The sequence below is a fragment of the Vibrio sp. Vb0667 genome, from assembly GCF_033391095.1.
This window is the reverse complement of the sequence record NZ_JAWPOL010000005.1, coordinates 35760-53072: the sequence shown is the minus strand read 5'-3', so window position 1 is coordinate 53072 and position 17313 is coordinate 35760. Positions and strand designations below refer to the sequence as shown.

Annotated in this window: 17 protein-coding genes and 1 tRNA gene; 10 read left to right on the top strand and 8 right to left on the bottom strand. The window is 43.0% G+C overall.

The window, feature by feature from the left end; genetic code table 11:
- The first annotated feature begins 44 nt into the window (after positions 1 to 44).
- Genes R8269_RS08280 through R8269_RS08265 form a run of 4 tightly spaced genes read left to right on the top strand, consistent with a single transcriptional unit; the run spans position 45 to position 3257 of the window.
- Entirely contained in the window at positions 45 to 1088 is a 1044-nt protein-coding gene (locus R8269_RS08280; protein WP_017635053.1) for a potassium channel protein, read from the top strand.
- A complete protein-coding gene (locus R8269_RS08275; RefSeq protein ID WP_005378281.1) occupies positions 1088 to 1504 on the top strand; it encodes a DUF350 domain-containing protein in 417 nt (138 codons plus the stop codon). The genes R8269_RS08280 and R8269_RS08275 overlap by 1 nt, the downstream gene beginning before the upstream one ends.
- A gap of 8 nt (positions 1505 to 1512) precedes the next feature.
- Positions 1513 to 2082 carry a DUF1190 domain-containing protein gene (locus R8269_RS08270; RefSeq protein WP_025766906.1) on the top strand — a complete coding sequence of 190 codons (570 nt, stop codon included), beginning with the start codon at positions 1513 to 1515 and terminating at the stop codon, positions 2080 to 2082.
- An 8-nt stretch (positions 2083 to 2090) separates the two neighbouring features.
- The gene (locus R8269_RS08265) at positions 2091 to 3257 is read left to right on the top strand and encodes a glutathionylspermidine synthase family protein (protein WP_054575114.1); all 1167 of its coding nucleotides are present in this window, start codon (positions 2091 to 2093) and stop codon (positions 3255 to 3257) included.
- A gap of 73 nt (positions 3258 to 3330) precedes the next feature.
- On the opposite strand, the gene R8269_RS08260 is transcribed toward R8269_RS08265, so the two are convergent.
- The gene (locus R8269_RS08260; protein WP_005378278.1) at positions 3331 to 3942 is read right to left on the bottom strand and encodes a YecA family protein; all 612 of its coding nucleotides are present in this window, start codon (positions 3940 to 3942) and stop codon (positions 3331 to 3333) included.
- A gap of 51 nt (positions 3943 to 3993) precedes the next feature.
- On the opposite strand from R8269_RS08260, the gene R8269_RS08255 reads away from it, so the two are divergent.
- The 4 genes from R8269_RS08255 (at position 3994) to R8269_RS08240 (ending at position 9389) form a co-directional block, all read left to right on the top strand.
- On the top strand, positions 3994 to 6414 hold the full coding sequence (locus R8269_RS08255) for an ATP-binding protein (RefSeq protein WP_149191980.1): 2421 nt from the start codon (positions 3994 to 3996) through the stop codon (positions 6412 to 6414).
- Between the two features lie 502 nt (positions 6415 to 6916).
- Positions 6917 to 7366: an L-alanine exporter AlaE gene (locus tag R8269_RS08250; protein ID WP_054575116.1), complete on the top strand. Its 450-nt coding sequence runs from the start codon at positions 6917 to 6919 to the stop codon at positions 7364 to 7366.
- A gap of 144 nt (positions 7367 to 7510) precedes the next feature.
- A tRNA-Ser gene (locus R8269_RS08245) sits at positions 7511 to 7598 on the top strand.
- Between the two features lie 93 nt (positions 7599 to 7691).
- Complete coding sequence (locus R8269_RS08240) at positions 7692 to 9389, top strand: site-specific integrase (protein WP_005459819.1); 1698 nt, start codon at positions 7692 to 7694, stop codon at positions 9387 to 9389.
- 235 nt (positions 9390 to 9624) lie between these two features.
- Here the strand turns inward: R8269_RS08240 and R8269_RS08235 are convergent, their stop codons facing one another.
- The 4 genes from R8269_RS08235 to R8269_RS08220 form a co-directional block, all read right to left on the bottom strand.
- The gene (locus R8269_RS08235; RefSeq protein WP_005459809.1) at positions 9625 to 10563 is read right to left on the bottom strand and encodes a hypothetical protein; all 939 of its coding nucleotides are present in this window, start codon (positions 10561 to 10563) and stop codon (positions 9625 to 9627) included.
- 174 nt (positions 10564 to 10737) lie between these two features.
- Positions 10738 to 10929: a hypothetical protein gene (locus R8269_RS08230; RefSeq protein WP_005459836.1), complete on the bottom strand. Its 192-nt coding sequence runs from the start codon at positions 10927 to 10929 to the stop codon at positions 10738 to 10740.
- Between the two features lie 20 nt (positions 10930 to 10949).
- Positions 10950 to 11417 (bottom strand): ribonuclease HI, encoded by a 468-nt coding sequence (rnhA, locus tag R8269_RS08225; RefSeq protein WP_025592914.1) that lies wholly within the window; start codon positions 11415 to 11417, stop codon positions 10950 to 10952.
- Positions 11398 to 12006, bottom strand: coding sequence for a recombinase family protein (locus R8269_RS08220; protein ID WP_005459841.1), 609 nt, complete (start codon positions 12004 to 12006; stop codon positions 11398 to 11400). The genes rnhA and R8269_RS08220 overlap by 20 nt, the downstream gene beginning before the upstream one ends.
- A 290-nt stretch (positions 12007 to 12296) precedes the next feature.
- On the opposite strand from R8269_RS08220, the gene R8269_RS08215 reads away from it, so the two are divergent.
- A complete protein-coding gene (locus R8269_RS08215; protein ID WP_031842384.1) occupies positions 12297 to 12752 on the top strand; it encodes a hypothetical protein in 456 nt (151 codons plus the stop codon).
- Entirely contained in the window at positions 12753 to 13376 is a 624-nt protein-coding gene (locus R8269_RS08210) for a hypothetical protein (RefSeq protein ID WP_031791932.1), read from the top strand.
- Positions 13377 to 13812: 436 nt separating this feature from the next.
- On the opposite strand, the gene R8269_RS08205 is transcribed toward R8269_RS08210, so the two are convergent.
- The 3 genes from R8269_RS08205 to R8269_RS08195 all read right to left on the bottom strand — a co-directional run bounded on the left by R8269_RS08205 (position 13813) and on the right by R8269_RS08195 (position 16622).
- The gene (locus R8269_RS08205) at positions 13813 to 13941 is read right to left on the bottom strand and encodes a hypothetical protein (protein ID WP_257789285.1); all 129 of its coding nucleotides are present in this window, start codon (positions 13939 to 13941) and stop codon (positions 13813 to 13815) included.
- Between the two features lie 354 nt (positions 13942 to 14295).
- On the bottom strand, positions 14296 to 15288 hold the full coding sequence (locus R8269_RS08200; RefSeq protein ID WP_017820054.1) for a cytochrome d ubiquinol oxidase subunit II: 993 nt from the start codon (positions 15286 to 15288) through the stop codon (positions 14296 to 14298).
- Positions 15289 to 15290: 2 nt separating this feature from the next.
- The gene (locus R8269_RS08195; protein ID WP_215810634.1) at positions 15291 to 16622 is read right to left on the bottom strand and encodes a cytochrome ubiquinol oxidase subunit I; all 1332 of its coding nucleotides are present in this window, start codon (positions 16620 to 16622) and stop codon (positions 15291 to 15293) included.
- Positions 16623 to 17313 lie beyond the last annotated feature (691 nt).

The following is a 17313-nucleotide window of genomic DNA, read 5'->3' as shown; positions in this document are numbered from 1 at the left end:
GAGTTACTATTGATGCAATCAATGAATATCGAGGTCATAAATTTATGGCGGTGTGGTTAGTAGTTAAAAAGTGGCTTAGTTCACACCTTTTTAAATTGAGCAACCGAAGCCTTCTCATCTTTAGTGGCTTATATGTGAGCCTTTCATGGTGGCTGCTGGTTCTCGCTGGTGAAACAGCATTAACAGACAGTTTCGCTAACTTTATCTATTACCTCATGGTTACGGCGAGTACGGTGGGTTATGGCGACCATTCTCCAGTAACAGATTTGGGTAAATGGGTTGTCGTATTATTTGTAATCCCCGGCGGTTTGAGCTTATTCGCCGCATTATTGGGGCGTGTCGCTGGAGCAGCGATGGACTATTGGCGAGCGGGTATTTTAGGAAAACGGAGAGTAAGAGTGGAAAACCATATTGTATTGTTGGGCTGGAATGGATCGAGAACGATGCACCTTATTCGCATGTTACAACATGAAGAAGAGGGAAAGCGTCCGATTGTTTTATGCAGCCGTTCAGAAATAGAGAACCCGTTACCTGGCGAAATCAGTTTTATCAAAGTGACCAGTTATACCGATTCGCAAGAAATGAAAAACGCCAATATTGCCGAAGCCGCTTGCATTATTGTGGATAATCTCTCGGACGACATTACCTTGTCAGCCGCTCTATACTGCGCATCTGTAAACCCTTCCGCTCATTTGGTCGCTTACTTTAAAGATGAAGCGCTAGGCCGACTTCTAAGTCAGCATTGCCCGAAAGCGGAATGCATACCTGCTGTTGGCGCAGAAATGTTGGCAAAAGCGGCGGTTGACCCGGGCTCAAGTGCGCTTCATCAGGAGCTTTTGGCTTCAACACGAGGTATGACGCAATACTCAGTTATTTATCCTGAGGGGCAGTCTGCCACCACTATTGAGAATCTCTTCGTTTTTCTCAAAAGACGCCATCATGCCACGCTGATTGCTTTTGATATTGGCGATGGTATTCAACTCAACCCAGATTTAGATGCTGAAGTACCCGCGAGTACCAAGCTGTTTTACATTGCAGATGAACGTATTGAAGATTTTGCCTGGAAAGAAATGAACAAGGAACAATAATGCACATGATTGCTGGCCTGTTAGCAGGCTTCCCAAACTTTTTACTCTATTTCTCTGTTTCTATTATTTTTGTATTGGCGTTTAAGTTCATCTACGTCAAGTTGACGCCATACGATGAGTGGCATCTGATCAAAGAAAAACAAAATACAGCAGCAGCGATTGCGCTAAGTGGGGCCTTCCTTGGTTACTGTCTCGCGATTTCGGGGGCGGCAAAAAACTCAGTCAATATCGTCGATTTTATGGTATGGGGCGTTGTTGCAATGCTTGCTCAAATTATTGCATTTGCAATTGTACGCTTTATTTTACTTCCGAAAGTGGCAGAGCGTATCGAAAAAGATGAACTGCCAGCCGGTATTGTATTAGCAGCAGTTTCTGTTTCGGTTGGCGTATTGAATGCCGCGTGCATGACCTACTAGGAGGAACGATGAAGCGGAGTTCTAACGTTAAACGTTCTTCCATGGACAAAAGCTTAAAGCTTGGGAAAATTCTTCCCTTTGCTGCCTTTGGTGGTATTTTCTTCTTTGCTACGTACGAGTCAAAAACAGAAGGGTACATTTTTTCTGATGCTGATGAGTGTAAATCTAACTCGCCTGAGTTTAGTGAACAGTGTGACATTGCATACCAAGAAGCTTTAGCTCGTGCCGAACAAAATGCCCCTCGCTACCGCAGCGAGTTCGAATGCGAGAATGATTTCTACGAGGATGATTGTTACTACAGTTCCAGTTCCCGAGCTTATGTACCTAACTTTGGCGGTTTTTTTTACAGTCGCTCATTAAGCGGGTTGAAAGGTTATAACAAGAGCTATTACTCAGAGCCGATGTACCGTTATAAATCCAAATTCTATAATGGAGCAGGACAATTCTTTGGCTCCTACCGAAATCAGCCGACCAAAGTTGCGACGAATAGCCTTAATAAACGTGGCGGCGGCACCATTGGCAGGGCGATGTCTCGAGGCGGGTTTGGTAAAGCGGTGTCGGTCAGTCGAGGCGGTTAAAAAGCACTATGTTTCGACGAGAAATACAAGAGCGCGAAAACTGGCGTGAATTAGCACGCCAGTTTGGTTTTGGTTTCCATACCATGTATGACCAACCGTATTGGGATGAGAGTGCTTACTATCAATTCACGCTGGAGCAAATTGAGCGCGATATAGAAGCGCCCACTGAAGAGCTGCATCAGATGTGCCTGGCTATTGTGGATGAAGTCGTTCGGAGTGAGCGGTTGCTGACGCAATGTGCGATCCCTGAATCTATGTGGGAGCAGGTCGCTTCTTCATGGAGACGAAGCGAACCTTCGCTTTATTCGCGGCTGGATTTCGCGTACAACGGGACCTCGCCAGCAAAATTACTGGAAAACAATGCGGATACGCCAACCAGCTTGTTTGAAACTGGCTTTTGGCAGTGGGTGTGGCTAGAAGATGTTGTAAATAAAGGTCGAGTTCACCAGAGCGCGGATCAATTCAATATTCTTCAAGACTTTTTGATCGAGCGCTTTGCTGAAATAGCAAAATACCAACCAGGACAAACACTTCACTTTAGCTGCTGCAAGTACACTGAAGAAGATAAAGGGACTGTCCAGTATTTAGAGGATTGCGCGCGAGAGGCAGGGTTAGCAACGGCATTCGTGCATGTCGAAGATATTGGAGTGACGGAAGATGGTCTGTTTGTGGATGCTGACGACAGAGCGATTCGTTGGATGTTTAAGCTTTACCCTTGGGAGTTTATGTTTGAAGAGGAATATGCGAAGTACTTAGCGACTGCGAACGTAAACTGGTTAGAACCGATGTGGAAGTCGATTCTATCCAATAAAGCACTTTTACCGTTATTGTGGGAGCGCTTTCCTAACCACCCGAACCTTTTGCCCGCTTATTTTGCTAACAATTCAAAAGCGAACACTATGAGAGATTATGTCATCAAGCCACTATTTTCTCGAGAGGGCGCGAACATCGAGATCGTCATCGATGGAAAACGTTTTGTTAAAACGTCAGGGCCTTATGAATCTAAATTTAATATCGTCCAGCAATACCATCCACTACCTAAGTTTGGGCAAAACCATACGTTAATTGGCAGTTGGTTGGTCAATGATAGAGCTGCCGGTATTTCGATTAGGGAAGACAGTAGCTTAGTGACTCAAGATATGGCGCGGTATATTCCACATGTAATTTTAACATGATCAAAAAAGCTCTCCATTTGGAGAGCTTTTTGTCTATTCAGCCGTTCAATCTTGATGGTCGACAGCGTTGCGTCTATTGTTCTTCAGCTAATGCAACACCGCGCTGGGTAAGACCACATAACATCACTGGCATTGCATTGAAGATTTCCTCAAACTGCTCTAAGCCTTCCATACCTTGTTCGGCCAATGTTTCAATGGTCGTTTCTGGGTCGTAAAGCATAGTAAGAGAAAGTAAAACACCACCGAGTAGGGCATTATCTTCGCTATCCTCAGGCATCAACGTTTCCCAGTCATCACGCGCAAGTTGCCAGCCTTGTAATACACCTTCACAGAAATCGCGAGCCTGACTTGTTACAATGTCTTGCTCATCTAGCGCGCACCCTGCAGGCCACTGCCAAGTGCCTTCTAGGAGAGCGGGACGAGTTTGGTTCCACATTTGTACAATCTCGTCAATGTATTGCTCTAGTTGCTCACCGTCAGTAAATGGCGCTGTTTCTTCTCCACCCCATAAGAATGGCAACCACTCTTGAGGCATTAATACGTTTGGCGCTGCAGCCATCGCTGTTACAAAGCCTTGAGTTTTTGCTAGGTTTAGTAGTTTACCGTCAAGTTCTGGGAGAGAAAGGATGTCTTGTAGTTTCAAAATAGAATACCATTTGTTAATGGGCTGGTTGATTGCGCTCATCTTACCAATCAATTAGTGATAAATCGATATTAGGGAATGATTCACACATCTATGGAAATTCGCTCATCACTTAGAAAAAAAAGCATTCTCGCCCTAACACTTTACCTGTGCTTCTTTATCGCCACTATCGGTTCTGTCGCCTATTTGGTTGTTGAGCCACCGGTTAGACAAAAGCTAGAGCAAAACCTAGAGTTACGTACCCAACTCCTGGCTCTTGAGATAAAAGAGCCCCTCCTCAGTTCTACAGGTGTATTGAGCAGCTTAGTAGGGCTAGCCCAAGGGACTGAAAATATTCAATCTCTCAACACAATAATTCCACATATTCTTCAATTGAGTGACAAGATGCTTGTTAGTGGTGGCGTATGGCCTAAACCCGAGCTCAAAGCAGAACAATGGAGATATAGAAGTCTATTCTTCAATAAAAACAGTGATAGTGGTATTGACCAAATTCACTCCTACAATAACCCCGAATCTGGCGGTTATGATAATGAACCCTGGTATGTCGCTGCCGCCGATGCTCCGGTAGGTTCTGTTAGTTGGTCTACGGTTTACATCGATACCTTTACTCAGGTCCAGATGATTACCGCGTCTTCTCCGTACTACCAAAACGGTCGATTCGCTGGAGTTGTAACGGTAGACCTATCACTTGATGCACTTTTTCAGTTTATTCGAGAGCACACGAACCAGCATTCTTTGGGGGTAGTGGTTCGCGATGCTGACTCAAACGTGATTATTGAGCACAACTTTCAACTGACGGACGAAATTTATGTCAGCGAGCTTGATTTCGGAGAGTTCGATTGGCGCATGGAAGTTGTCAACGCAAAAGCTAAAGTCGCCGATCAAGTGTTTGAACAAGTGATGAGCGTTGAGGGGAGGATCATTCCATTTTTGCTCTTGTGTGTCTTGGTCGGTTACTACTTACTGAATCGCTATATTGTTGAACCAATTGTTCGCATTGCCGCTAAGATTGACGACTCTAAAACAGGTGGGATCATAGATATTGAGTACGATAGCGATGACGAAATCGGACAGCTTATCGAGAAGTTCAATGAAAAGACGATCTATTTGGAGCAGGAGAGAATAAAAGCTCAGGCTTCGACAAACGCTAAAACGGCATTCTTAGCCACATTGTCCCACGAGATTCGCACACCAATGAACGGTGTACTAGGAACTGCCCAGATACTGTTAAAAACACCACTTACCGATGAGCAACGTAAGCACCTGAGAACACTTTATGATTCAGGTGATCACATGATGACATTACTCAATGAGATTTTAGATTACTCAAAAATTGAACAAGGGCATGTTGAGTTTGAAAATAAGCCTTTCCCAATTGAGTCGATTATCGGCAGTATCAAGAGTGTTTATCAAACGCTGTGTGCAGAAAAAGGTCTTCGCTTTAGAGTAGTCTCGCATTTACCAACGGGTCGTTGGTACAACAATGACAAAGCCCGTTTGCGTCAAGTACTGTTCAATCTACTCAATAACGCTGTTAAGTTCACCGATCGTGGCATCGTAGAGGTAGAGCTAGCCGAGAAATCGAGTAAGGCAGGCACCAAGCTGATACTAAAGGTAAAAGATACAGGAATTGGTATTTCAAAAGAGGCACAAAAACGCATTTTTCGTCCTTTTGAGCAAGCAGAGTCATCAACGACTAGACGGTTTGGTGGTACAGGGCTTGGTTTAGCAATAGTCAAAGAAATCGCGGAACATATGGGTGGGCAAGTGGTTGTAGAGAGTCAGGAGGACGCTGGAACGACTTTTACTGTCGAAATTGCCCTTACACCTTGCAAGCCGGGTAAAGTAGAGTCAATCAATACACATAAATTGAACTGTAAAGGGTTGAAAGCACTCATTGTTGAAGACAACCGAACAAATGCGATCATTATGGAAACTTTCCTCCGAGCCAAGGGCTTTGAGTGCACAAGTGTCGAAAATGGTCAGCTTGCAGTCGATGAGGTTGCGATCAAACCATTTGATTTGATACTGATGGATAATCATATGCCTGTTCTAGATGGCGTTGGGGCCATATCAGCCATTCGAGCAATGAGTTCACCTGCTAAGTCGGTACTGATTTTTGGCTGTACAGCGGATGTGTTCAAAGAAACACAAGAGCGTATGATTAATGTAGGAGCAGACCACATAATAGCGAAACCAATAGTGGAGTCTGAATTAAATGATGCACTGTATCTTCATGCGACACAGTTATATCAGTACCAATCGGACTTTGATGGAAATGCAGCAGATAGCTTTAATGCTGAAAAGTGGTTACTCAACTTCTATGTCGCTCTAGATAATGGACATCTTAATGAAGCACTTGAGGCTATTTCAGCGATCATTGCGGAGGCTCCCCTTGAACTCAGTGGCGACGTTTCTTCAGTCGCCGAACGGATAAGAAGTAACTTAAAGCGTCAGCAATCCCCAGACCAAGATGATATCGATACATTAACGATTTTGCTGGCCTCACCATAATTTAATCAATATGGCGCAACTGTGAATTGTTCTTACTATTCATACGTCATCCAGCTTCGTGACAAACTCTTCTAACCCGCAATGAACAGGCTTGCAGTTTTACTTTTACGAGTAAAACAGCAAGACCTTCTACTGTGATTATATCGGTAATACTCTGAATTTTCGCAGCTTGGTAGCATAAGCTATAGGAGTGACTGTTTTCGGTCCGAGTTTTGTTCTAACTTTACGTCAAAATAATTATCGTAACCCCTTTTTATGTAAGTGAAATCCGTGTTTTTGTACCATTTTTACGTGATTTTAGGCGTTTTTACTCGCCATTGGTGAAAAAAACTACTTTTACTTTAAAAGTTGGTTATAAATTTACAACTTAATTTTAAATACAGAGCCATAAGCTAGTTTTTGTGTGTTCTAATTGCATCATTAACTGGTTTGATGTCTTTTTGGTGGTTAATAGTTTTATTATTTTCATTAATTGCAGTGTTTGATTTTAAGGGTTTTGTAAATGAAGTCTCGTGGACCATTTTGTATTCGTCACGCCGCAGCGGATACCTTTGCTATGGTTGTTTTTTGCTTTATCACAGGGATGATTGTCGAGATTTTGATTTCAGGGATGACATTTGAGCAATCTCTAGCATCGCGTACGCTATCGATTCCAGTGAATATCGCCATTGCTTGGCCGTATGGGGTTTTTCGTGATTGGGTGCTGCATCAAGGTAGTAAGGTGTCACCGTCTTCCTTTATGAAGAATATCTCTGATCTGGTCGCTTATGTACTATTTCAATCTCCAGTTTATGCGGGTATCTTATTCGCAGTTGGCGCATCTACAGATCAAATTGTGACCGCAGTAGCAAGTAACGCTGTTATTTCTTGTGGCATGGGTGTGTTGTATGGGTACTTCTTGGACATGTGCCGCCGTTGGTTCCGTGTTCCCGGTTATTCTCAAAGCATCTAAATGCCCCAGTTTTGCTCAATTTAGTTACTTAGTGAGCAATCGATTCGAAAAGGGCGCTTTTTTTTATGTTTAGCCTTGACCATCAGGCACATAATCATTAAATTAGCGCCTCGTTAGCCAATGATGCTAACCAAAATTTGATTCGGTGAGTTGTCCGAGTGGCTGAAGGAGCACGCCTGGAAAGTGTGTATACGGCAACGTATCGAGAGTTCGAATCTCTCACTCACCGCCACATTCTATAAGCCCTTGTAGTGTAAGAACTTCTTATAATACAGGGGTTTGGTGTTTTAATGTAAGCTGCCTACTGGTACAAAGAGTAGGTACAATGTCGAACATCATGGCAAGTCCTTATAAGCATCCTAAAACTGGTGTTTACTACTTTAGAATGGCTGTCCCCAAAAAGCTGGTTCCTATAATCGGTAAGACAGTCTTCAAGAAATCTCTTCAAACGAAAAACCTTTCTGAAGCTAAACCACGATTTACTGAGTGTCTATTCGATGCGCAGAAGCAGATCGCCGTTGCTCAGTTAAAACTATCTAATTCATCCAATGTCGAACTCAATGTTAGAGACTGTGCAATCATCGCAGAGCGTTGGTATGAACACGTAAAGAATGAAGTTGATACCTCTGGTAACTACGATCTTTTCCTAAAAAGGGATGTAGATGCGGAAGGCACAGTCCGTGAATTTGGCTTGTCTGATACTTTGTCCATATGTGGCAACGAGGTTGATACTGCTACTCCTGACCAGCTTCAAGAGCTAGCAGATGAACTAAAAGAGTTTATTGTTGCTCAACTAGATAGAGAGGGTTTAGTTGTCTCTTCTCACAGTGAGTCTTTCCGTCAATTAGCAGTAGCTTTCTATCACTACATTCATCGCATCGAAGCGCTATGTAGAGCACGTTACAACCGTGACTATGGCTACGAAGCAGTATCTAATCCTATTGCAGACAAACCACTGTCAGTCAACCCTTTAGCTAACAAACACCAGCCTAAACGCAAAAAGGCATCTCAATACTCTATATCTAATGTGTTTAAGAGGTATCACCAGTCTGAAACTCTTAAGGACAAAGACGCTAAAGCATTGTATGAGGCAGGCCTTCAGATTGAGCGTCTAATCGAAGTTATCGGAGATCTGGATGTTACTGAAGTAACTCGTGCGCATATCGTTGAGTTTCGAGATACATTGCTTCAGTTACCTAAGTCTAAAATTGCAAGTATCAGGAATAGACCTCTTCTAGAGCAAATTGAACTTGTAAAGATACAAGGTCTAGAGACTTTAAGTGCTACTACGGTGAAGAACTGTCTACGCAAGACCTCTGTTGTGTTTAGCTATGCCGTTGAACTAGGCATCATCGACTCTAATCCACACGTAGGTGTGCGTGTTGCCACAGCGGAGAAGAAAACTGAAGCTAATGAGGGAAAAGGCTACACTGACTCAGAAATGCGTCGACTGTTCCAAGCTGACGTATTTAATGATGTTAATGCTCGTAAACCTTATGGTATGGCTTGTTATTGGGTTCCTTTGTTGTGCAGATATACAGGTGCACGCCTAGAGGAGATGTCTCAACTACATAAGTCAGATGTATCCCAATCAGACTCAGGCATACATTACCTCAATATCCGTCGAGGTGAGGGGCAAAGCGTTAAGAATAACTCTTCACTGAGACACGTACCTATCCCTGCTCATCTGATAGAACTAGGTTTCTTAGATTATGTTGCGGAGTCAGGCGGCTTCTTGTTCCCAGAGCTTAAAGAGAACAAATACGGCAAGAAATCAGCGGCACTCAGTAAGTGGTGGGGTCAAACAGTCAGGTCTCTAGGTATACACACAACCCAACCGGCTCATGCGTTTAGGCATACTTTCAAGACGGCTCTGCGCAGACTGGGTATTGCTGACACTGTTAGTGACGCTATTACTGGTCATACTCCAGCGGGTGTAGGCGGTTCATATGGTACGGTTGAGTTGGAGACGAAGAAAGAAGCTATCGACCGTCTCCCTCGTTTAGCTTTAAGCAGGCTATAAGAACATTACTTAGTTAGAGTTTACAGGTGCTATTGTTTAAACATCTTTTCTGAAAGGTTTTTGTTTAAGTTGTTGTTTTTAAAATATTAAATTTATATCTTTAAGTTTAAATACTCCTATAGTGACCACCTAGAGGTCTCAGCGGTCACGAGTGACCACCCTAGCGTTTTCTCAAAGATAGCCACCAGCTTGGGGATACCGCTAAGATCTCTCTGTGGGTTTTCTGGTGTAAGTGCTAGGTTTTCACCGTGGCTTTTTCTTCGAATTTCTCGTATTCATTAACGTCACCATCACCGTACTTTAGAATGACTTCGTTTTCATCCCAACTACGCTTTACGACAATTCCTAAAGCTCTTTTATCTAAAGTATTTAATGCCTTTCTGAAGGCCATAGGGTTTCTTTGGATTAAATCCTTGAGGGACTCTTTCTGATAACTTATTTCATTGAGTTCTAGTTCTTCTTCAGATAAAGCAGCCTCAAACCTATTACCTTTATAAGCTTTTGATAATCTGCTGATAATTGGAAATCCATCCTTATCGAAATCGTCAGGCATTACCTCAAATCTCTTTAATAGCTTTTTTCTAAGCTTTTCTGCCGCCTTTTGATAATCACTCGACCACTCTTTCACATTAGGTAAACCAACCTCGATACAGGCTTTCTGAGCGTTCAAAATATGTAATCCTTGGGTTTCACTGCAATCAAATAACTTAGCGGTTTCGCGCTTTGAAAGTAGTTCTAGGTTTTCCCCCTGCATCAAAGACTGCTTAAACTTGTTTTGCCATATCTCAGACTGATCTAAGGCTGTACCGTGTTCCACGTTCTTAGTAAGAGAATCTAAATAAGCCTCTGCTTCTGTATAGCCTCGATAAATTTTTACGGGGACTAAAAGGTTTTGGCTTGGGTTGTCTTTAAGGAACTTGTGGCATGCCTCTGTGCGGTGGAAACCGCTCACTACATACAACTCACCGTAAATATCATAGGCTTCTATTGGTTCCCTAATGCCATTACCGTTCTCTAAACTAGTAAGAATGTTTCTGAGTTGCCTTTGTCTACTGTTTTCTGAAGCTGCTCTGTCTGCTCTTTTAGCTATTAACTGTGTTTGTCTGCTTTGAAACCTTTCATCGAGAACAAGCTGTCTAGGGTCAATTTGCTCTAAAGTGCACTGTTTCATCATCGTTTACTGCTGGTATAACTCTATCTTGTGGTTGGTTAGTATGATTGAACCTCACAAACACTCTACCTCTTGATAATTGTGGGTAGGGGGGCGTTAGCTTCCGAGTTTGTTCCTACTTCGATTGCATCGCCCCCTGACGTTTACACAAAATGTGATTTACAAAAGTTCATTTTTTTAAGAGAGACGGCCATACCAGTTGCCTACATGCGTTCGGATTACGGGTAGACCATCTTTTGCCGCTTTCTTTGCGTTTTTCACTGAACAGACAAACCATGCTTTGACTTCAGGTATGCGGTGGTAGTTGTCTATCTCGTTAAGTTCAACTTCTGGTAGGATAAAATCTTCAACTAATGTAGTTTGTTCCATGTTGTTATACCTTTGTAATTTTACTTTTGTGGAATAGCAGAGTAAGCAAGCATGTGAACTCTCTCGTTTAGAGGATGACCATTGTGTGCTTTTACCCACTCCCAAGAAACATTCATTGATTCGTTCAGTTCGTCCAATTTTTGCCATAAGTCTGCGTTAAGGACGGGTTTTCTGTCACTCCTACGCCAACCATTACGCTTCCAGCTACGTATCCATGTAGTAATGCCATTTTTTACATACTGGCTGTCTGTGTGGACTGTTATAGGGTTGTTCGGATATTTCTTATATATAACCTCTAACGCTTTAATTGCTGCCGTTAGTTCCATTCTGTTGCTGGTGGTCTTTCTTTCATGTCCAGAGCGTTCTAGTTTTTTGTCTGCTCTGGTTAGTATGAATGCCCAGCCGCCTATGCATTTCTGCGTAATACATGAACCGTCTGTGTAGGCGTTAATTACTTCTTTAGCGTTGCTAGTTACTGTTGTTTCCATTTTTCTCCTTACTCTTCTTTGATTCTGCGTAGAGGCGCTTAACCGTTGATTGAGAGATGTTAAGCTTCTCTGCGGTTTTGGATATGGACAATCCTTCATTCCTTAGCTTTGCCACTTTATCTGCACTTGCTTTGGCAGGACGACCAATAGTTTTGCCTTCAGCCCTTGCTCTTGCTTGACCCTCAATTGTTCGTTCTCTAATACGATCTTTTTCAAACTCAGCAAAAGCTAAAAACATTTTCAACATTAACTGACCTTCAGGGCTGTTTAGGTCGTTATGTGGTAAATCTAAACAGTGGATATTGATACCTTTGTCCATCAAAAGCTTGATCGTTTGTTGTACATCTATGTTGTCACGTCCCAAGCGGTCTAGCTTTAAGACCACCAGCGTGTCACCTGCAACAAGCTTGTGCTCAATAAGAATCCTGAAGCCTTTACGTTCCAAAGCACAAACACCACCTGATACAACATCTTCAACTACAAAAGCTTCGTTGACTTCATATCCTCTGTCTTTGAAGGCTTGTATTTGGTTCGCTGTTGTCTGCTCTGTTGTAGAGACTCGACAATAGAAATAAGTCCTCGTACTCATTAGCCCTCGCATACCACTCTGAAAAAGTAGTATGGATTTTATGAGCCTAGGTCAAAATGTCAAGGGGGTACTTATGAGACGTTTTTGTCTCATACTATGCGGGTAGGTTCGAAAACGAATGGTTTTGAGCTAGGTATTCCTAATAGGCACGATGACTAAAGAATATAGAGCCTTCCGTGGGTTGTTTATTACCGTAGAAGATTAGGGAGGGTGCTAAAGGCAGGGCTTGAATTTTGCACAAATACTACCATATACATATGTAGGCAGTTTCGCATAATAGAGGGTGAGATATGACAGTGGATTCCGTTATAAAGCTAATAAAAGCGATGAAACCGAATCAATGTTATCTGATAGGAGGCACTTTGATCACTGCGGGCTTGGCTGGTAGCTCATCTCCATTTTGGTACCCATTGGCTGAGGACGTAATAAGAAACACTTTAAACTTAGCATCAGAATCAGACGGCTATAGTGCGTCTCCTGCCACCCTGTTGCTATCAGTATTTACAATGATTTTGGGTGTTGTTCTGATATTAGTAAATCGTTACTTAGAGCATCAAGAGAGAGTACAAAGTAATGAAGTTGATAACGTTGTACCGCTAAGGCCTCAGTCGAAGTCAAGAGCATTCGAAGCTGATTCTGGAGGAGAAGTAATAATTAACGGAGGCAGGGTAAAGAACTACGAAAGAGTTGCAAAGGCATCTAATAAAGGTGTTGTAAAGCTCAACGATACGGATGTGGAGAGGTAAATGAAAAAGTATCATGTCAACTGTTCTAATTGTGGATTGAATATCACTATGCTGCTTCCCACAAGACCTAGTAGGTGTCCTGATTGTAAAGAATACTTTGGCTTTTATGATGTTGATGATGGTGACGAAGATAATTTTGGGGTTCGGATAAGCGATAGTTTTACTAGTGGCGGAAAAAAGTATATTCATGCAGAAGGAGAGTGTTCTGTAGAAACTTATAACGATGTTGTGATGGATGTTGATACTGTTGTCACTGCTATTAAAGGAGCAAAGGTGGAAATGAACAACCCCACGATTGATAAGAAGCCTAATTTTCCAGAAGCGATGGACTATAAAGGTATCGAGATTAGCCCGCCGAAGGTATTCATACTTCAGACAATAGTTAATGATGTTATCGGAGCAGAGCAGACGCTGTCTATGACTCACGGTGAAATCAGAACTTTTTTTAGAGTGGTGACAAACAGAATTCACAACGGTTTAGTGGTCGGTCTTAACGGTGGGGCTTTAACCGGTATTAGATGTTTGTTTTCTAGTGGTCATCAAATGATAGAAATAATTGATACCGATGATCAGTTAACAGATGAAGGTATAGAGTTACTTAAGTATATCGCTGCAAGTACCTAAGGTTCTTAGGAGTCGACTTATCAGTCCTGCTCCTTCTCTGGGGGGCAGATGGTACAAAGAACTGGTACAAAGCTAAGAATTAAAGTAGTATTAACTCATTGATATTAAATAATTTAAATTCGGCAGCTTGCAATCGAGAGTTCGAATCTCTCACTCACCGCCACATTCTATAAGGTCTGATTTATCAGGCCTTTTTTCATATCTGCACTAAAGTAATGCATCATTGAAAGTACATAAGAGTACTCAGAGTGCAAACGCAACTCTATCTACAAGCCAACTGTTCATATCTCACCTCGATACAACGCCAAAATTGAAGAAGCTATACAGAGGCAGCCATAATCTGATTGGTGCGGGTTAGCCCATCCGCTTTAATCTAGAATTTAGCACCCATATCACATGAGGTATGAATACGGCCACAAGAATGAACGTATTGCTACTAGATGCTAAGCAAAACAGCCATGAACACGAATACAACAGCAATCATAACAAAGAGATCTGTGTTTGGATTGAGGTCATCTGGGTTAAATTTTTCAATGCTTTGCGTCGTTTCGCATCGTATCTTCATGTTCTTGTCCTTATTTCATGTACTATTTCAACAGCAACATAACATGCAATTGAGTGTTCACAAGTCATAAAAAAGCATAAGTATACTTGCACCTCATTGAGCGCAAAAAAAATACTCAAAGCGTTTTAAAGTGGCGGTCTACCTTTTGTAACATCAAATGTTCTTTCTGTTTTTGTGCCTGTATCGCTATAGTTGAGAAACGGTTATCTCGTTCTAGTTAGGAACAAACTACTGGCTGCCGCTACATTCTCTCAGCGTTCCCACTCAGTCGCCTTGGGTAGATACTTTAGTCGTTGAGTACTGCAAAAAAAAACGCCGCATGAGCAGCGGCGCTTTGTTGAGGAATTCCCTTTCCTACTTGTAGCTAAGTTCTGTCGCTTTGCCTTTGAAGATCCGGTATACCACAAAGGTGTAAAGCAATATCACCGGCATAACAATCATCACACCGTAGCCCACGATTATTAATGTCGCAGGTGAGGAGGCCGCTTGTTGTGCGGTCATCAACCCCGGCACAACTTCTGGGAAGAAGCTATACGCAAGACCGAGAAAGCTCAACGCGAAAATGACGGTGACACCAAAGAAAGGCCAACGCACACCCAGATCATTCACCATTGGAACCTGACGCAAATAGCGATCAACTAGGAAGATGGTTGCCAATACAATTAACGGAACTGGGGCAAGCAACAAGATTTCTGGAAAGCTGAACCAACGCAAGGCAACTTGTTGATTTACAATTGGGTTTACAACGCTAACCACCAAGATTCCTAAGGCCGCTAACCAACCAGCACGGCGAGACCAACGGGCCGAGCGTATTTGCAAATCACCTTCCGTTTTTAGTACTAACCATGCGCCACCGATGTAAACGTACGCCGCTGCTACACAAAGTGCGCTTAACCAAGCAAAGCCAAATGCTTCTGTTGATTGCTCAAATCCCATGATGTAACGACCAACCATGTAACCTTGGGTTAGCGCGGTGACTAACGAGCCAATTCTGAAGCACCAATCCCAATGAGGTTTATGATCCGAGTTCGCTTTGGCGCGGAAGTCGAACGCTACGCCACGCATGATCAGTGCGATAAGCATGATAGCGGTCGGCATATAAAGCTCCGTCAAAATCAAGCTATGGGCAGTAGGAAAGGCAATCAGCAGAATACCGACGGCTAACACTAACCACGTTTCATTTGCGTCCCAGAAAGGGCCGATAGACGCTATCATTCGGTCACGTTGCGCTTCATTATCACTTGGCAATAGGATGCCGACGCCAAGGTCGTAGCCGTCGAGCACGGCATACATAAAGACCGAGAAACCAAGCAGCAGAAGGTATATTTCTGGTAGATAGTCGAGCATGATTAGGCCTCTTGTTGTGTCAGTGGGACTTCATGGGCAGCAACGTCTTTGCGCGCCAAATAGAATAGGGTATGGATGTACGCAACCAGCAATGCAGCATAAATGGCTAAGTACATAATGAGCGAAGTCATCACGCTACTGCTCGTAACCGTGGTGACGGCTTCGGATGTTCGCAATACACCGCTGACCAACCAAGGTTGTCGACCAATCTCAGTAACATACCAACCCGCCAGTGTGGCTATCCAACCAGAGAACGTCATGGCTAATACTGTGTACAGGTAAGGTTTAGGTAGCGCTTTTTTGCGTGCTAGCTTCACCGCGCCATACCAGCTAACCAGCAGCATAAGGACACCTACACCAACCATCACGCGGAAACCAAAGAACAAGGGCTTCACTGGCGGGTGGTCAGGCGCAAACTCGTTAAGTCCCTGGATTTCCCCGTCTAAGTCATGCGTAAGAATCAAACTCGCCAACTTAGGGATGCCCACTTCAAAATCATTGCTGCGAGTTTCTTCATTTGGCATCGCAAATAGTAGAAGAGGTGCGCCTTGCTCGGTCTCCCACACACCTTCCATCGCTGCAATTTTTGCAGGTTGATGTTCAAGCGTGTTTAACCCGTGAAGGTCACCGACAAAGATTTGTACCGGGATGAACCCAGCCGCCGCGAACAACGCGACTTTTAGGCCAAGTTTGGCTGAGCGATGATCTGGCTTTTTCATTATTTGATAAGCCGAGATACCCGCAATCAAGAAGCTGGCAGTCAGCGCCGATGCTAATAGCGTGTGTAGAAGACGGTACGGTAAAGAAGGATTGAAAATGACTTCTTTCCAACTGGTCACATGAACAATGCCGTCAATCACTTCATAGCCACTTGGTGTGTGCATCCAGCTGTTAAGCACCAGAATCCAAAATGCGGACATACTTGTCCCAACAGCAACCAGAACGGTGGCGAGAGTATGAACCCATTCCGGTACTCGTCCTCGTCCAAAAAGCATTACACCCAGGAAGGTGGCTTCCATAAAGAAGGCGGTCATCACTTCGTATCCGAGCAATGGTCCAGCTACGTTTCCGACTCGTTCCATAAAGCCTGGCCAGTTGGTACCAAACTGGAAACTCATCGTAATGCCGGATACCACACCCAAGGCGAAAGTGAGAGCGAATATCTTGACCCAGAAGTAATAAACATCGAGCCATACGGGGGCTTGTGTGCGGTTATATCGCCACTTGAAAAACACCAACATCCATGCCAACGCAATGGTGATGGTCGGGAAGAGAATGTGAAAGCTGATATTGGCCGCGAACTGGATCCGCGACAGCATGAGGGTATCTAACATCTTGGTTCCTCAAAAACGTGCCATACTAAAAATCGTGTCTATCTGTAATTTAGTTACGAAAAGTCGGGCAGTTTGGATTCATGTATCGAGAAATACAGGTGATTCTGTTTTCTTCTAACCATGATTTATATCAACTAAGACAAAGAAAGGAGTGTAGGAAATTGTCTCAAAATGCCACTAATAGTCGCGAGAAGTGAGTAAAAGAAAGCAAATGTAACTGAAGGAGCATGGATTAAGATTAGTTCGAATTATCCTTATGATGGTTTCGATAATCCTGAAATAAAATTACAGAAACAATATTTTTAGTAAGGAAATTTGCCTTGCCTTCACTTTGAACCTCCATACTATTTATACACTAGTCATGTCGAGATCATCTCAAACACAGCAAGCTTACTGACAGTTAAGGTGGGAAACTTTAGCTAATTGATAAACTCAAAATTGCGCCGTTAATGACATATGCATCATAAGTTCGTTAGCACTCGACCAGAAGTGCGATAGGCTACATTTTTATACTAGCGAACGATTTAGCACTAGGTAATTCGGCTTTCACTAAATCAACAAGTCGACTGCGGACCATTTTCGATTCCTGATGAGTTTCAATCCAAACTGACACTTACTTTTCAGCAAGTGTGCTAGTGTCTTTCTTGTTATTTATTAAATAATTAATAAATGCCGATATGGTAAAGAGAGT

Coding starts and splice junctions, on each gene's coding strand:
- R8269_RS08215 (WP_031842384.1), top strand. CDS start 12,297: ATGACAGTGGATTCCGTTATAAAGCTAATAAAAGCGATGAAACCGAAT.
- R8269_RS08265 (WP_054575114.1), top strand. CDS start 2,091: ATGTTTCGACGAGAAATACAAGAGCGCGAAAACTGGCGTGAATTAGCA.
- R8269_RS08275 (WP_005378281.1), top strand. CDS start 1,088: ATGCACATGATTGCTGGCCTGTTAGCAGGCTTCCCAAACTTTTTACTC.
- R8269_RS08235 (WP_005459809.1), bottom strand. CDS start 10,563: ATGATGAAACAGTGCACTTTAGAGCAAATTGACCCTAGACAGCTTGTT.
- R8269_RS08260 (WP_005378278.1), bottom strand. CDS start 3,942: ATGAGCGCAATCAACCAGCCCATTAACAAATGGTATTCTATTTTGAAA.
- R8269_RS08210 (WP_031791932.1), top strand. CDS start 12,753: ATGAAAAAGTATCATGTCAACTGTTCTAATTGTGGATTGAATATCACT.
- rnhA (WP_025592914.1), bottom strand. CDS start 11,417: ATGGAAACAACAGTAACTAGCAACGCTAAAGAAGTAATTAACGCCTAC.
- R8269_RS08200 (WP_017820054.1), bottom strand. CDS start 15,288: ATGCTCGACTATCTACCAGAAATATACCTTCTGCTGCTTGGTTTCTCG.
- R8269_RS08195 (WP_215810634.1), bottom strand. CDS start 16,622: ATGTTAGATACCCTCATGCTGTCGCGGATCCAGTTCGCGGCCAATATC.
- R8269_RS08230 (WP_005459836.1), bottom strand. CDS start 10,929: ATGGAACAAACTACATTAGTTGAAGATTTTATCCTACCAGAAGTTGAA.
- R8269_RS08255 (WP_149191980.1), top strand. CDS start 3,994: ATGGAAATTCGCTCATCACTTAGAAAAAAAAGCATTCTCGCCCTAACA.
- R8269_RS08240 (WP_005459819.1), top strand. CDS start 7,692: ATGTCGAACATCATGGCAAGTCCTTATAAGCATCCTAAAACTGGTGTT.
- R8269_RS08250 (WP_054575116.1), top strand. CDS start 6,917: ATGAAGTCTCGTGGACCATTTTGTATTCGTCACGCCGCAGCGGATACC.
- R8269_RS08280 (WP_017635053.1), top strand. CDS start 45: ATGGCGGTGTGGTTAGTAGTTAAAAAGTGGCTTAGTTCACACCTTTTT.
- R8269_RS08270 (WP_025766906.1), top strand. CDS start 1,513: ATGAAGCGGAGTTCTAACGTTAAACGTTCTTCCATGGACAAAAGCTTA.
- R8269_RS08220 (WP_005459841.1), bottom strand. CDS start 12,006: ATGAGTACGAGGACTTATTTCTATTGTCGAGTCTCTACAACAGAGCAG.
- R8269_RS08205 (WP_257789285.1), bottom strand. CDS start 13,941: ATGAAGATACGATGCGAAACGACGCAAAGCATTGAAAAATTTAACCCA.